The sequence below is a fragment of the Schlesneria sp. genome, assembly GCF_036405755.1.
In the GTDB taxonomy this organism is placed as follows: Bacteria; Planctomycetota; Planctomycetia; order Planctomycetales; family Planctomycetaceae; genus Schlesneria; species Schlesneria sphaerica.
In genome coordinates this window covers 1-15,654 of record NZ_DASWWZ010000564.1, presented here as the reverse complement: position 1 = coordinate 15,654, position 15,654 = coordinate 1, and the positions used below count along the sequence as shown (strand labels likewise).

Annotated in this window: 7 protein-coding genes; 1 reads left to right on the top strand and 6 read right to left on the bottom strand. The window is 56.5% G+C overall.

Translation table 11 applies throughout. From position 1 onward, the window contains the following. Nucleotides 1-3,960, bottom strand: a 3,960-nt coding sequence (locus VGE80_RS18850) for a beta strand repeat-containing protein (protein ID WP_440593735.1), incomplete at its 3' end; no start/stop codon positions are given. 565 nt (nucleotides 3,961-4,525) lie between these two features. Between VGE80_RS18850 and VGE80_RS18845 the strand changes: the two genes are divergently transcribed. Next, a complete protein-coding gene (locus tag VGE80_RS18845; RefSeq protein ID WP_440593734.1) occupies nucleotides 4,526-5,566 on the top strand; it encodes a methyltransferase in 1,041 nt (346 codons plus the stop codon). A gap of 148 nt (nucleotides 5,567-5,714) precedes the next feature. Here the strand turns inward: VGE80_RS18845 and VGE80_RS18840 are convergent, their stop codons facing one another. The 5 genes from VGE80_RS18840 to VGE80_RS18820 form a co-directional block, all read right to left on the bottom strand. Further along, on the bottom strand, nucleotides 5,715-8,504 hold the full coding sequence (locus VGE80_RS18840) for a TlpA family protein disulfide reductase (RefSeq protein ID WP_440593733.1): 2,790 nt from the start codon (nucleotides 8,502-8,504) through the stop codon (nucleotides 5,715-5,717). Nucleotides 8,505-8,660: 156 nt separating this feature from the next. Then, entirely contained in the window at nucleotides 8,661-9,728 is a 1,068-nt protein-coding gene (locus VGE80_RS18835; protein WP_397568896.1) for a prenyltransferase/squalene oxidase repeat-containing protein, read from the bottom strand. A 219-nt stretch (nucleotides 9,729-9,947) separates the two neighbouring features. Then, nucleotides 9,948-11,003, bottom strand: a complete 1,056-nt coding sequence (locus tag VGE80_RS18830) for a hypothetical protein (RefSeq protein ID WP_440593732.1) — start codon at nucleotides 11,001-11,003, stop codon at nucleotides 9,948-9,950. Next, nucleotides 10,987-12,027: a hypothetical protein gene (locus tag VGE80_RS18825; RefSeq protein ID WP_440593731.1), complete on the bottom strand. Its 1,041-nt coding sequence runs from the start codon at nucleotides 12,025-12,027 to the stop codon at nucleotides 10,987-10,989. The genes VGE80_RS18830 and VGE80_RS18825 overlap by 17 nt, the downstream gene beginning before the upstream one ends. 129 nt (nucleotides 12,028-12,156) lie before the next feature. Next, nucleotides 12,157-15,450: a hypothetical protein gene (locus tag VGE80_RS18820; protein WP_440593730.1), complete on the bottom strand. Its 3,294-nt coding sequence runs from the start codon at nucleotides 15,448-15,450 to the stop codon at nucleotides 12,157-12,159. Between the last annotated feature and the right edge of the window lie 204 nt (nucleotides 15,451-15,654).

Below are 15,654 nucleotides of genomic sequence, written 5' to 3'. Positions count from 1 at the left end.
GAGCTGGATACCCTGGTTGGCGTTGCTCGAGACCGACGAGGTCACCATGGCCGTGTTCAGGTTGCCGCCGTTGGATGCGACTCCGAAGAAGCCCTGACCACCGAAGAAGGTACCGTTCGCGTCGAGGCTGGTCGAAACCAGGTTGAAGTTGGCGACACTGTTGGCTCCATCAGCCCGTACGAACATCCCCGCACCACCGCTTTGTGAGAACGAGGTGTTCGCTGAGGTGTACACATTCAAGGAGCCGCCGTTGAGGGCATTGAACAGACCACCGATCGAACCACTGCGGTCGGCCTGAACGTTCGCCATCGCCAGATTGATCTCGGAGCTTGGACCGGTCACGGTCGTGTTCACTGCATTCGCAGCGTTGTTCGACAGGTTGCTTGAGACCACTGAAGCATCGATATGGCTGTTACCGCTCGCGAAGAGGTTCATGCCGATTTGCTGTGAACCGAATGGGAAGGTGTTCCCCAGTGTGACCGAGTTCAAGCTGAGGCCAACTTGCGAGTTGGAGGTGGCGACGACTTCCAGGCCGGTTCGGCTGTTGACGAAGGGAGGCAGTGCAACGCCGTTGTTGACAATCTGAACTCCCTGGCCAGCCCGACCGTAGATGTCGGTGCCGATGGCTCCGACAAAGTTCGTTCCCTGGTCAGCTCGAATCGAGATTCCGTCGTTACCATTGCCACTGACACTGGCACCGTTATAGACCTGCAGGAAGCTGAATGGTGATCGCTCGATATCGAGACGGATACCGTCGTTTCCACGGAGTGACATCAGGCTCGTGCCATTGTTATCAACCGAGCCCAGGTTGACCGACGCCTGCACGATCGAATCGTTGCGGCTGGTGACGAAGATACCGTTGTCAGCGTTGTTGTTGATCGTGGCGTTGGCGAAATCGAGACGATTCACCGCACCGTTGTTGATCACACCCAGCACACCGCTGCCGGCACCGTTCTGACCGTTGTTCGAAATCGACGAGCTGCGCGACGCGAAGTTGAATTCACCATCATTCATGATGTATTCGACGCCGTTCGCACCACTGTTGTTGATATTGCTGCCGTTCAGCATCGAGATCGAGGCGACTGAGGCGGCGCCACTGACGTCACCGTAGATACCGCTTCGTTCGCTGTTGCTGAGGCTGCTGTTGTTGAAGCGTGAGTTCAGGATTCCGCCGTTAGAGACTTTGAAGTTCATCCCGTCACGGCCGCTGTTATTGAAGTCACTGTTGGTGAAGTCGGTCATCACGCGAGAGTAGTCGACATTGGCGACGAATCCGTCAGATCCGCTGCGGCTGCCCGAGGTATTGAGCAGGGTCAGAGCGGCGTCGGATCCCGTTGTGGCATCGATGCGGACAGCGTTCACCAGCGTGTCCGAGAAGTCGCCATTGTAGATGTTGCCGTTGAAGAGGCTGGCATTTTTCAGGTCGAGTTTCAAACCGTAAGCCTGGTTGCTGACCGATCCGTTGGGAGCGATGTTGTTTGCAGGCGACAGGTTCGACAGGAGGTTAATGGTCGAGTTGTCAGAGATAATGTTGAAGGCACTGGATCCGTTCACCAGGCGACCGCTGTTAGCAAGCGTTCCGTGGCTGAATTCCAGGTTTGCAAACGAGTTGCCAGTGGCGTTCAAGTAGAAACCATCGCCACCCGAGTTCCGAGCAGTGTTGTAGTCGAAGAAGAGGTTCACGACCGAGTTCTGAGACAGTTCCCCGTGGACCGCACTTCGACCACTGTTGTTGAGGTTGTTTTCCAGGAAGGCAACATTGAGTCGCGAATCATTCAACCGGTAGTAGAGTGCATCGCGGCCACTTCCCGATGCGTCGGTGGGGTCTACGAACAGGTTGACCGTCGAGCCGAGGGTTCCTTCGACATGGAAGGCGTCACGCACGTTATTCTGGAACTGGCTGTCGCGGACGTTGGCGTTCATCAACGTGTTGTTTGTGGCGTAGATTCCCAGGCCGTCGATCGCATTTCCAATCGCGTTGACGTTGGTCAGGTTAAGAGTGCCGGCACCGCCCAACTGGCTGAAGACGATACCCGATCCACCCACGCTGTTGCTGAAGTTGGATTCTGAGAACGTGACGCCGACTGTCGAGGTCTTGATTGGTGACCCTTGCGTACCGATCTGCAGGTTGTTGGAACCGTTCTGCATGGCTGCAACATTGGTTCCGAAGACGGTGATGGAACCGCCGGTGCCATCGATCTGAATACCAGCATTGGAGTTGTTGTTGGAGCGAACGTTGTCCATGTAAGCGGTGAGCTGCTGGCTGGTTTCGCTCAACTGGATACCGGTTCCGTTACCGTTCGTGAAGACATTCTTCATCATCACGTTCAGATAGGAATCGTCTGCGTTCAGCTTCACGCCGAAGGGCTGTGGCTGGCTGGCGTCGGCGTTCATTTGAACGTTGGACATGAACAGGTCAAGACCTGGCACAGCCGTATCGATCTGAATCCCGCCCCCTGCGTTTCGGCCGTAGCCGAACGGATTGGCGTGGTTGGCTGTGCCGACGTTGATGTCACGAATCACACCGCCGCCCGAAGCATTGGTGAGGGCAATTCCACGACCACCATTGCCGCTGATTTCCAGGTTGTGCAGCAGGAAGTTGCGTGACCCGGCACTGGTATTACGAATTGCGTCCCCGGCCGAATTGGTGAAATTGAGGGCGCGAACTTCGTTGTTGTTGGCAAGAGTCACAACACTGCCACCATTCAGGCTGGCATTGTCGTTTCTCATATAGGGGTAGATCCCCGAATTGCTGGTCCCGGGCAAATCGAAGTTGCCGTAGATCGTATTTCCGTAACGGGCGTAGAGGTCAACAGTCGAGAGTCGGCCCGTACCCAGCAGTCGCTGGTTGTCCGAGAGGATGATTGATCCGGTGACAGGATTGGCTTCGCTGGAATTGCCGTTATGCACCAGAATGATATCGCCGGGAGCATTGCCTGGCAGATTTTTGAATGGGTTCTGGAAGGTTCCGTCGCCGCCGCTGGTGTTGCTGTTATTAACGTGTGTAATGAAGTAAGGCTTGTTGGTTTCAGGGTTGATCGCAGCGATGTCAACCTGCTGATTGTAGGTGTGGGTGGCAACACGCCAGTTTCGCTGAACGGGGTTCAGCATGCGTTCGCGGACAGAGAGATTGGGGAAGTAGCGGGTGGGCTGGAAACCCGAAAAACGGAAATCGACTGTGGCGTTCAGGTTGGTACCCCACAGGCGGTCCTGGTTGATGACCAGACCGACCGTCAGGTCGTTGCTGATCATCGCTTCGACTCGTCCACGGTAACCGAAGGTGTTCTGTTCTGAGGTGCGATAAGCATAGAAGCCGGAGTAGGCTCGCAGCCATTGAGCTGATGCCGAGACGGGGACACCAAACTCCATATCACCCCCGCTCATCGACTGATCGCGAAGCTGCAATCCGTTGAAGGCGAGCGAGTTGCCGACGAAGTAGGGGTTTCCGCTGATTCCGAGCGGGGCGACGAAGTTATCGTTGCTCCCGTTGACGAAATACCCGTTCCCTCGCAGGTCCCACCATTCGCCGAGGGTTTCCGCACCCACGTTGAACTGGCTATACCGATTGTTGAGGTAGTTCTCGTCGTCGTCGTAGTAGCCGTAGACACCGAAGATCCGGTCCAGGCTGTCGACATACTTACGACCCACGAGACCGGCGTTCACACCGATCTGTGAGCTGTTCGTAATGATCAGCCGGGCGTTGGGAGCAATGAAGGCGTCTTCATTGACCCAGATAGGCGTGAACACGCCAATCTGGCTATAGCTGTCACGGTAACCCACCCCGTCACCCGTCATGTGCCGGATGTCGAAGTAGGTGCCTTGCAGCACGCCGCCTCCACTGAAGTTCTGAACTTCAGCGACCCCAGAATCGGAATAGGTATCGACTGCCGTTTGCGCGGAGACTGCGCTGGCCAAAACGAGCCACGACAGGCACACGAAGCCAATGTTCACACGTTGCATGGACGTCTCTCTCCAGCAGGATCCGTGAATCCGCATTTCCAGCCGAAAGTCGAACTGGGTCGACCTATACTTCCCAACTTCAGCCCGCAACGGGTGCGCGGACTGTGACGAATTTATCGCGTCTCATCGTTATTCGGCTTTTGTCACGCAGTCTGATGAGTGAAACTGTACGGACTGTGAGGATCTTGCGCGAAATAACGACTTGCGCGAAAAGTCCTTCTGTATCGACCGGCTTGCGATCGGCAGTTTCTGCCATCAGGCAGGCGATGACTGTCCCGCAGCAGCACATTGCTCGATCTTCCCGCTGCAGAAGATCAGTGAGAGAGGTGTTCGCGTCCACACGTCGGAAACGGGTATCCAGTGGTGATCAGCGACACTCACTCTGTACATCGCTGTCATGCCTGACGAAAAGGGCTACCATGAGGCGAAGCCCGTTTCACCAGGCATTCGCCTGCTGAATCTTTCACAGAAATCACCTTTTGGCACTGTGTGCTGGAACGCCACCACGGCTACGGATCCAAGGTAGGTACCCGCCGCATTCGCTACTTCGACGAGACATCGCCCGATGAAACAAGCCGTATCTCCGTCCCTCGACCCCACTTCGTTATTCGTCCATTTTCGGGGGAGCTATGGCAGCGAGTTACTCACCGCCGCGGTGGCTCACTTTGGACTTTTCGAGCGCCTGGCTGCGCGCCCGATGAACCTCAACGAGCTAAAGCAGGAACTGCAGCTCGAGCAGCGACCCGCGCTTGTTCTGCTGACGGCCCTGCGCGCCATGCAGTTACTGGACGTCGACCGGAGTGGAACCTTCTCCCTTTCCGCACTTGCTGAGAATCATCTGATTCCCGGAAAGGATCATTTTGTCGGAGACTACATCGGACTGGCAGCAGAAAGTCCCGGTGTGACCGAGATGGTCGCGCGGCTGCGGACCAACCGACCCGCTCATGCGAAAAGCGGCGACGAAGGAGCGGCCTTCATCTATCGGGACGGACTGGAGTCGGCCATGGAACAGGAAGCGTCTGCCCGTCGCCTGACGCTCGCATTGGCAGGCCGGGCCAAGAACGTCGCGCCGGTTCTGGCCGAAAAACTGAATATGACCGAGGGGGTTCTGCTCGATGTCGGGGGCGGGACGGGAATCTATAGCATTGCCTGTCTGCAGAAAAATCCGCATCTGAGTGCGATCGTCTTTGACCGGCCAGAGGTACTCAAAGTCGCCGGGGAGTTTGCAGAGCAGTACGGTGTATCGGATCGCCTGCAACTGATCGAAGGAGATATGTTCGCGGATCCATTTCCCGCTGCGGATGTCATTCTGCTGTCGAATATTCTGCACGACTGGGATGAACCCGAATGCGAGCAGCTTGTCAGGAAGTCGGCCCACTCCCTGGCCAGGGGAGGGCGGTTGGTGATTCACGATGTCTTCCTGAACGACGAACTGGATGGACCGCTGCCGATTGCCCTGTATTCTGCCGCGTTATTTACGCTGACCGAAGGAAGGGCCTACAGTGCAAAAGAGTACCGGACGTGGATGCAGAACGCCGGACTGGTGACAGGGGAAGTGGTGCCGACGTTGATTCACTGCGGATTGCTGTCGGCAGAGAAGACGTGACAGTCGGGACCATGCAGGTCTGAGCGGGGCGTTCCATGTGCCCACCTGGCGTTGAACGGTTTTCAACGGCAAGTGGGGTGATGCATTCGAGCTGGTCTCCGAACCTTTTTCGTGACCGCTTGAAGAGCCCCGGATTTCTCCGCAGAGGTCATTCGGCCGCTGCCGGAGACTTGGGCGCTTCACCCGCGAGGACGGCCGTCAGAGCCGATCGGAGTCGTTCGTCAAACCGGGCGCCGCCGCCCACGAAAACACGGGCAACGTTCCCTTCGCGGTCGATGATGACAGTTTGAGGAATCGAAGTGGCACCGTATCTCTCTGCGATGCGGCCATTACTGTCCATGACCACAGTTGTTGACAGCTTCAACCGCTCGAGTGCCCCTTTGATTTTGTCTGGAGATTCTTCGAGGTTCACAGCGAACAGTTCAACACCCTGGTCGGCGAATTCGTGGGCGACTTTGTCGATCTGGGGCATGACCTGGAGACAGGGACCGCACCACGAGGCCCAGAAGTCGAGTACGACAACTTTCTGCTTGTGGTCCGCAAGTTTGAATTTGGTTCCATCCAGCATGTTCAGATTGATGTCTGGGGCTGGTTTGCCGACCAATGATGAATCCTGCCCCTCACCGCTTTCTTCCGAGCCTTCACTCGGGGCGAGCGGTTCCGCCGCCGGCTTCAGTTTCCAGTCGTGGAAGGGGAGACCGGCGGCCGCCAGTTTCACAGCATCACCTGACAAGATCTGATCCACCTGCTGCAGGTTGACGCGGCAAGTTCCCAGCACGGCGCTCCGACCCGTGAGGATCTCTCCGGACAGTTTTTCCGGAGTGAACGTCAACCGGTTGCCGTCGTTTTGCAAGGCTTGAATGTATCCCTCTTCTGCGTTTACTTCAGCCGTACTCTCCTGTCCTTTCGGGTCGTCGCCATCCTGGGCCGAGTCGGGGTGAAGCCACAGAATGCGAACAATCCGATCACGCCGGATGATTTTGGGGTCCAGCCTCAGTTCGATCTGCAGTTGTTCGGCATCCAGTGAGATCAGGCGACCACGCAGGTAGTCTCCATCAACAGAACGGATTAGATGCGTGGGTGGGTTGTCTCGTTGCATCCTGGGAAGGGTGAGTAAACGCTGACGTTTCAGTGACTGAATTTGTGTGGCCGGCGCATCGGGGATCAGTTCCAGTGCCTGAACCTCTTCGTTCGGCACGAACTTGATCTCAGAGACGTCAGACTCAAGGAGAACTCCTTTTTCGTCGACATTGACCATTTTGCATGGCAGCTTGTCGCCAGTTCGTAAGTGTAATACGGCTTCCGACGTCCTGGAGGATTTCTTTTTCTTGTTGCCTGGTTCTCCGTCCGTAAACAGCGACTGAATTTGACCAACGATTCCTCCTCCGCGACGGGCACGGATGCGAGCTTGAGCGACTTGTTGCTGCATCTCAATCGTGTCTGAAGCGACTGACGGAGGTGGTTCGCGGTAGACAATTCGTGCGGACAATCCCGGCTTGAGCGGGACCGGGGTGTTGCTTCGATTCGCCAGCCAGACCAGGGGCTGAGACGTGTTCTCGGGAGTGTCGACCAGTGAGCCATGCAGGCGCGTCCCCTTGGCCTCCAGTCGTCCTCGTGGATGTGTCGAGTCCTGTGTCCCTGTCTGTTCGGTTTGCGGTGCCACAGCGAACAGGGACTGCAACTGCTCGGTGGGGACGGTCACGATTTCCTGGATGCCAGGCACCTGCAGTCGTATTTTCCCTTCACTCGTATCGATCAGGCTGCCGTTGAGCTTGTGACCCTCGAAGAAGGCGACCCGCAGGGGGGGCGGTGGGACTTCTTCTGCTTGTGACAGGAATACGTCCTGAATTTGATCTTCGGGGATTCTGGTGGCATCGGCCCCTTCGCCGACGATGAACTCGCGCGCGGCCGCATCAAATGACGCGATGGACCCATAAACAATTTTTCCATCCCGAAAATGGATGCGTGACTGATCGTTTGCAACCTGGAGTGGAAGGTCGCCGTTCCAGCGACTGATGCGGAGACTTTCCAGGCGGATATTCCCACTGCGATTCGTGAGCTGCAAACCGCCGTAAGTTTTGGGCTCTGCTAACGGGACGTTCAATTCACCCAGATCTTTTCCGTCCGAAGAATAGACGAGCAATCGGCCATTCTGCTGGTCGAGAAATGCTTGAAAATGGATCCGCCCGGATTTGCCGATATTGGATTGAAGGCTGGCAATGTCGGCCAGTTTCTCTCCTTCGCGTTTGACGATGATGTCGTTTTCCCAGGCTTCAAAGCTGAACGCCCGCATGACCGTTCGAGCCTCATCGTTCACCCCGATGGCGAATTCAAAACTGGGTTGCGAGGACCACGAGAGTTCAAATTCGATTCTCGCCAGACTTGGCATGCCGAAGTCGCGGTACAAGGTCGCTCCCGCTTTCTCGGCGACCAGGCTTCCGGCATCTTCCCGCCAGCCTTCTTCGGCTCCCGATGCCTTCCAGCCATTCAGTCCGTTCGGGCCGACAAAGAACAGTTCGGCATTTCCTTTGATTCGGAACAATCGCAGCACCGTGGATCGGTCGATCGTCACGCGGCCGAGATGGTTGACGTCGAGGACAACAGATTGGGGGTCCATGCCGACGAGACTGCCGAAAAGGACATCGGAACCAGTGCGGGTAACGCAGTAATCGCCGGCGTGAGTCGGCAGCTTGTCCGGCATCGGAAAGTGAATCGATTGAACACCCGCCAGTTCGAAGGCGAGCGGCTGGGTGAAGATCGGGGACAGCCAGCCGAATGTCTCCGGGTTGGCCGACGGCGTCAGGGACCCCGTAATGTAGTCACCATTCGTCAAATGCAGGACGGCTTGAGGGCTGACGTTTGCCGGTGTCTCAGCCGAGACGGACGCAGCTGCGACCAGACTGGAGATCAGCAAAAACGTCACCCGTCGAAGTGGCATGCCCATTCGTCGCAGACCAGCTATCTCGAGGGAGGAAGTGAGATCGATCACAGTAGGCGGTTCCTCAATTGGTCACGCGTGAATGTTTCAAACCAGTCCGATTGGCACAGTCCGCCGCTTCGTCGCGTCGGTGAGGAACATCAATCCATCTCTGGTTTATCGTTCGTAAATGGGCAAGAAGCGATAGTTCAGAGCAAGTGCCAGACAGGACATCGAAGTGCCGAGCGTTGTGCCCATTTGACCCTGGATACTGCCGTCGACGGCTTGAATTTGTTTGAGATGTCTGACGAGGAGCTTGTTCCATTTTTCCCAGGCTTCGACATCGCCCTGGAACAAGGCCTGAGCCTGATAGTAGCGGGTGTATTCTGGCCAGTTCTGTTGAGTGACATTGTCCAGTCGCTGGACCAGATAATTGAGGGTGGCCTTGAACTGCGACAGGTCTTTTCGTCGACCGACAGAATAAACCAGGGTGGCGATCGAGATCCGGGCGAATGATTCGTCGAAGCCCCCGAAGCCGCCCGAGTATCCGACTTGTCCGGAAGGGGATGTCATTTTGGTGAAGTAGTTGAGTGACTTGTCGATCACTTCGTCCGGGACTTCGATTCCTGCGTTTCTTGCTGCGAGCAACCCCACCAGGACGGCTCCACTGACCGATGTGTCGGCATCGGTGGCATCGGGCGAGTACCGCCATCCACCGAACGAATTTTTCTTCTGGGACGTGACGGCAGCCCGGACGGCAAGTTCCAGCGATTGTCCGATGGTACGACGGTTGGCTTCGTTCCCTGTCCACAGGTTCCGATCATCGACCGCGCCGTAGGCTTCGGCGAGCGCCAGCATGGCGAAGCCGTGGTTATACATACTGCTATGTCCTTGTCCGCCATAGAAGCCGGTCGACCCATCCTGGCCGGAAATAATACTTCGCAAAGCACGACGGACGTTGTTGCTGTACAGCCCGAAGTTCGGATCTTCGCCGCTGGCCAGCAGGACCATCAAACACAGACCGGTAACACCGGGACCCTGTTCTCCGCCCCCCTTCCAGTCACCCGCTTCGGTCTGGTTGGCGACTAAGTATTGCAGCCCCTTCTCGTAGATCTCCCTCACATCACGTGGAACGACCTCGCCAATCCGGATCGAGGGGGCTTGTGCCTGTGCGGGCGTGGCGCTAAGACCTGCCACGATGGTCATGATCAGTGCGACGAGGCAGGGGCGATTGGGTTGAATCATAGGTCTTCCTGACTGGTCGGAGCGTATGAGTGCCCGTCATACAATTGGGATGCAGGGAATCTTATCGGAAAGTCTCAAGCTGCGAAGCGGTCTGTCGTCTCATTCCGCCGTCGCGTATCAAGGGTCATCGTGGTCGATGAGGAAGGGAAACTTCCGTGAGCGAACAGAAGAGCTGCTTCCTCCCAGCAATGAAATCGCTCTGCAATCACGGGTGATTTCTCAATGGGTGTCGGGCTTGTTTGCCGGGACTTCTGCATCGGCGGCGGTGGAGTTGTGGAGAACCATTTGTCGAACCCGGGCTCTCAACAATTTGGGACGCTCTTTCTCCTTGGGAAGGATGCCGTTTTGAATGAGAAACTGTTCCATGCCCCGATTCTGGTCAAGCTGGTTCTTCATCAATTTCCATTGATGGTCCTCCAGCAGTCCTTTCAGGCGGGCTTCTGGAAGATTTGCGAGATAATATGTCACCACGTACTGGTCGTACTGCCCGAACACTTCGGGCGGTCGGGTCTCGTCGAGCAGTATCTTCGCGATTTCATTATGTTGTGCCTGATTAAGAGGAACGACCCGTTCCATATTCGTCAGCGCCACTTCAATTGCGGCCCGATAACGGAAGCGTCTTCGGTCGTTCATGACAGCGTCGTATTTCGACAACTGATCCTCAGTCAGTGTCTTACGAATCGTTTTGGAGAAGAACGAAGTCTCACCGAATAATCCTGTCATCTGGCGGTTCCGGAGTGGCTGAACTTCCTGCCAGAAATTGTTCCAGTCATTCTGGTTCAGCTTGCCGCTTGTCACTTTCTTCCGCAGTACGTCGACTTCGTTGAAAAACCGTTGCAGGTCGGCGCCGGCTGCCAGTTTAAACTTCTGCTTTTGAGCCTCTGTCAATTGGCAAACTCGATTCAGCTCATCCAGTTGCAGGTTAAACCTTTTCTCCATCAACTGGCGGGCCTGCTTGGGGTTGCCGCTCGGCTGGAAGACGTTTGCGTCAAAATTGTTCTCGTCCATTTGAAAGACGCCGATTTCTACGGGGACTGCTTCCTGCTTCTGCTCGATATCATCGGGGGCTGCCAACAAAGGGAGGGCAGATCCGATGAGCATCCCTGCGCAGGCCAGAGAACTCACAACTGAGAACGGAAACGAACGTCGCAGCGCGCAATTGCGAATCAATCCTGCGGTTGAGTCGAGAAGTATCTGATTCCCCCCGGACCCGTGGGGACGCATCCCGCCAGTTTTATGCCCCTGGCAGGCAGGGTGGTCATCGCGGCTGGTCACTGTCACCCTCCTTTACTTCTTCACCGTCCGCATTCGCAGGGGCGACAACTTCGTTCATCTCGACTTCGACAGCGATCACGTCGATGGCATTCCCCTGAATGATCATGGGTAGCTGATTGATGATTACGTTGACGGCACCCTTCGCATCACCTCTCGCTTCACCTCCTTGAGGTTCACCCCACCACGGGTCATCCGGTGGCTGCTGCCAGCCCCACCACATTCCCACGTCGATCTTTTGAACGGTGTTGTAGACCGCCTTCTGTTCGTCACTGAGAGAGGGGTTAATCACCTCTGCAGGAACATTGGGCAGATATTCCGGCCCGTACATACTGATCATCAGCCAGTTTTCCCAGCTTTCCTGCCAGTGTGAGCGGAAGTTCTCGGCGAGCGTTTCTCGCTGCTCGGATGTGAGATAAAGGGCGCCGTCCAACCGTGAAATGGTCGAGAGAATGGCCGCCTGCTGTCTCACTGTTTTTCGATCGCCTGATTCACGGATATAGCGTTCCAGCAGGTCTGTGGGGAGGTTCTCTTTCAAAGCCTTTTGGATTCCCTCGACGATAATCGTACGTGGATCGACCGGTCTGGCGAAGGGCCCATTCCGACCTGAGTTGGCCTGAGCAAGTTGCTTTGCTGCGCTCTTGAGAGCTTCGTCACTGGCGGATTTAATCTTTTTCCGTTGTTCCACGGTCAGCTGGCTACAAACCAGGCGAACAAAAGCAAGCTCTTCCAGCACGTAGGGACGAAACTGGGCCTGATACTGCTGCAGCATGGCTTCATTCTGAGCCCCGTCCACGCCGGGTGCGAGTTCGAGGACGGGCGCTATCACGTTACCGACATTCCCTCCAAACAAGAGCTGAAGGGGAGCGGCCAGTTTCTCGATGAGCGGTGTTTCCTCGGCCTCAGCGGCAGCAGCCTCACCTGCTTCGATCACGACCGTGATGCCGTCGTCTCCCTCAGCGAGACGAGCAAGAGCAACCGAGAAGAGCAGCGGTGCAATGTACAGTGACCGCTTCGCGTCAGTCATTTTGTTCTCCAATCAGAATCGGTGTTTCCAATTCGAAGCGGGAAGTGCCTGAATCCAGCTTTCCAGGATCTGAAGTGCACGTCCGCTCAGAAATCGTCATGCCCGCTCCGATATCCTCGATTCACAAGTTTATTTGGAGCTGTCTCGTTCCAGGCGGTTGAAGTATTCATCCAGACCGGCACGGAACTCTTCGGGAAGCGAGGCCCCTGATTCTCCGGTGGACTGGGCGACTCCCCGGTCTTCGCGAACTTCTTTCTCGTTCACGCCAGCACCGACCAGAGCAATGGCCGTATCACTTGTCGTTCCTTCACCACCGCCACCGGGTGACGATCCACCTCCGCCACCCCCTTTAGGATTAATCTTCTTCGACTGAAGCAGCAGTTCGATCGCCTCGGTTTCAGCACCAATCGGAGCTGCGCCGGTGTTCGGTTCGCTCAACAGTTGGGTGGCTTCATCCATGACCAGTTCGACTCGATTTAATAGAGCGATTTCTTTCCCGAACTCTTCTTCTCCATCCGGCAATTCTCGAATGCGAACCGTTAACTGGGCGACTCGCTCAGACAATTGGTCCTGTGTGGTCGAAAGTTGTTTTGCTCGATCGTGGTATTCGGTCTTCGCCAGAGCAGGGCGGGCCTGTTCGGCGACGCGGGTTTCTTCCCGCAGATTGACCTCAGCCTCCAGGATCTGCATGGCTTCCAGGACGATTGACGGCGGGAGGCTTGCCTTGGACTTGCCGCCAGGACACTTCCCGTTGCAGGCCGGGTCGACCAGATTATCGGCCCATCGATCAAACGTGTCTGACCAGAACTCGCACTGGGCGATCGACATGCCCGTCTCGGTCTTGATGTCATCGCCGATCTGACGCAGGCTGCCGACGGCATCCTGAGTTCGCATTTCTTCTAGTACTGTTTTGAAACGCTGGAATCGGCGACGTTCGAAATACGACTGCATATCATCCATGATCATCGAAATATCCTGGCTGCTGTCAGCTTCCTGCTTCGCCATTTCCTCAACCATCTGTTTGAGCGGTCCTGCGGTTTTGACTTTCTGCCCGAACGCACCGCTGACCTGATCCCCGATCTTCCCCGCGATGACGTATTGTTTGCGAGAGGCGGCCTTCAGTCGTTTGACGAGTGTGCTTCCTTCCAGATTCGCCAGTACCTTATTGAGTTCGTCCGCGATTTTGTCGAACTCGGCCAGCAGGTCCTGCTGTGCTTTCACCGCTTCATCCAGCTTTTGTCCGGCAGGAGCAGGGGGCTTGGGCTTGGAATTGCCTGGGGACATGACGGTCGTCACGGGAAGTGTCAGCCGTGGATTGGAGTTGCTCTTGCCCGGCTCTTCGGGCTCACCCGGATTCTTCGGTCCGGGATTCTGCGTTGATTCACCGTCTGCCACTGTAGGGACAGGAGGTTTCGGCGGACTTTCGCCGGGCTTTTGCTGGCCACCAGAACCATTCGCACGATTCTGTCCTGCCATCGGGCCTGAGGGCTTGGGTGGATGAGCGCTGGCCAGGGCAGGGGCTTGCGACGACTGCTTCAGCAGATCGGCCACGTTGGGCATGCGATTTCCCGAGATGTCCTTCAGGATCTGCAGCATCTCGGCCCATTTTTCGATATGTCCCACTCCGAATTCTGGATTGCGCATCGCCTGTCGGACCAGATCTTCACCACTGGTCACCAATCCCGTCAGGCGGCGTCCGTTGGCCCGTTCGGCCGTGGATTGCACTTCGACGCGTCGGCGGTTTTCAGGTTGATCCAGTTCCTCGGGCGAGAGCATCCTCAGTTCCTGGTTCGTGTGGTGCAGCTGCATCTCACGATCTCGCACTTCCAGAGATTGTCGATGCCATTTACTGAGCTGTTCGGTCAACCAGATGGAGTGTTGTTCGGCACTGAGGACATACAGAACGAAGGGTGCAGAGTAGGTGCGGGTTCGTCCCGGGAAAAAGTCCTCGACAAACAGTCGGACGTTCACCGGCTGCGGTTCGATTCCGAGCGTCTGGGCACAAAAGGTCCCCGTAAGCTCCAGCAGTTCTTTTTCACTGTCACCTGCGGCGAGGATTCGTTCGCCTGCGGCGGGTTTCAGGACCAGCGTCTTGTCGGCCCCCTTCCATTCGATCCCCACGACCTTGATGCCGTAGTCGTCCTGAGCACGGACCTTGAACGAAAGGGTTTCAGAATCAATGACCACCCGTTGTCGCGGCAGGTCTTCGCAAGAGATCGAAGGAGCTTCGTCCTCGCGGGCATTGACGGAAATGGTGAGTGGCTCTTTCCCTTGCAGGCCGTGCTCATCTTTCCACTGGAACTGCAGCTTGCGAGAAGAATCGATGGCGAACACCGGGCTGGTCACGGTGTCGGCCGAGCCTTCGATGTGTGATGTCGTCGCGGCGGACTCGGGGTGATCGAGTTGCAGCCATTCTCCCTGTACCAGTGGCCGAGTGGCCGTCACAGCGAAGGAGGTGGTGCTGCCAGCGACCACGGTTACGGAACCACCCCGAATGTCCTTCTGAATCGGTTGCGGGCGGTTCAGGTAAGCGGGGAGCTGGATATTGGCCAGGATGTGTGTCAGTTCCGGACGCAGCATCGGCTCGACTCGCGTCTGCTGTCGAGCGTCCCCGATTCGCAGGTCGAGTCGAGCGGGATCGATTTGAGCAGGCAGAGCAAAGTCATAGCGTCCATCTTTCAGTTCTGCTGTCAAAGGGAGCTGGCTTCCGAGTTTCACAGTCCCTTTCGCGGGATGCCAACTGGTTGTTTCCAGCAGTTTCACCGGCACAGTGATCGCTTCACCATGCGGTACGACCAGATGGTCGGAAAGGCGTTCGACATTGGTGAATGTGTACCGTGGTGTGGGCCGCCACGGGGCCGCAAACCGGGCCCAGGCATTCGACGCGGCGGAAGGGAACAGCGCCAGGACAAGCAGGGCGACCGAAGCGGGAACGGCGGCCATCCAGGCCCACATGCGATGTCGCGGGTTGGGGACCGCATTGCTGAAATCGCGTTTGCTGGCAACGTCGGCGACCTGTTCAATCGCGGCTTCGCACAGCGCCCGCGACCGGTTCTGCTCAAACTCGTTCCGAACAAGTTCGATCACACCCAGCATCTGATCACCGATGCTCGGGTGGCGGACGCAGAGAAGTCTGGCGAGTTGCTCCATACGGCGATGGCCCCAGATCCAGCGATGCAGGTAGATCGGGACATAGGCACAGCCGGCGACGGCCACTGTGAAAATTGCTGTTCGAGCCCACTGCGGTGTATCGATGAGACGGTCGAGTCCGAAAACAATCAGGTAAGAGACAAAGACCCCGAACAGCGCCCCACCTGCGGCTTCAATCGTCTTGATCGTCCAGACGCGCCGCCGAAAGTCATCGAGCTGGTTCTTTAACGATGATGGCAGTTTCAGACCGGCATGGGGCTGTGAAACGCTCATTTCGGCAATCTCCTGGAACACGGACTGATTCGTAGCGGGCGCAAGCGGCCTAGTGACTTATCTTACAGCGTACGGGGTGATGTCAAAAGAATTTCATGAGAAGCTCAAAGACATCTCAATGGGGGCGAATGACTCTATACAGTATCAAACGAGGCAGTATCGCTATGTCAGAGGTTGAGAAGGCTTCCTCGGACAATCGCTAAT

Excerpts from the sequence above, each read along its gene's own strand:
- VGE80_RS18825 (WP_440593731.1), bottom strand. The coding sequence starts at position 12,027 with ATGACTGACGCGAAGCGGTCACTGTACATTGCACCGCTGCTCTTCTCG.
- VGE80_RS18840 (WP_440593733.1), bottom strand. The coding sequence starts at position 8,504 with ATGCCACTTCGACGGGTGACGTTTTTGCTGATCTCCAGTCTGGTCGCA.
- VGE80_RS18820 (WP_440593730.1), bottom strand. The coding sequence starts at position 15,450 with ATGAGCGTTTCACAGCCCCATGCCGGTCTGAAACTGCCATCATCGTTA.
- VGE80_RS18835 (WP_397568896.1), bottom strand. The coding sequence starts at position 9,728 with ATGATTCAACCCAATCGCCCCTGCCTCGTCGCACTGATCATGACCATC.
- VGE80_RS18845 (WP_440593734.1), top strand. The coding sequence starts at position 4,526 with ATGAAACAAGCCGTATCTCCGTCCCTCGACCCCACTTCGTTATTCGTC.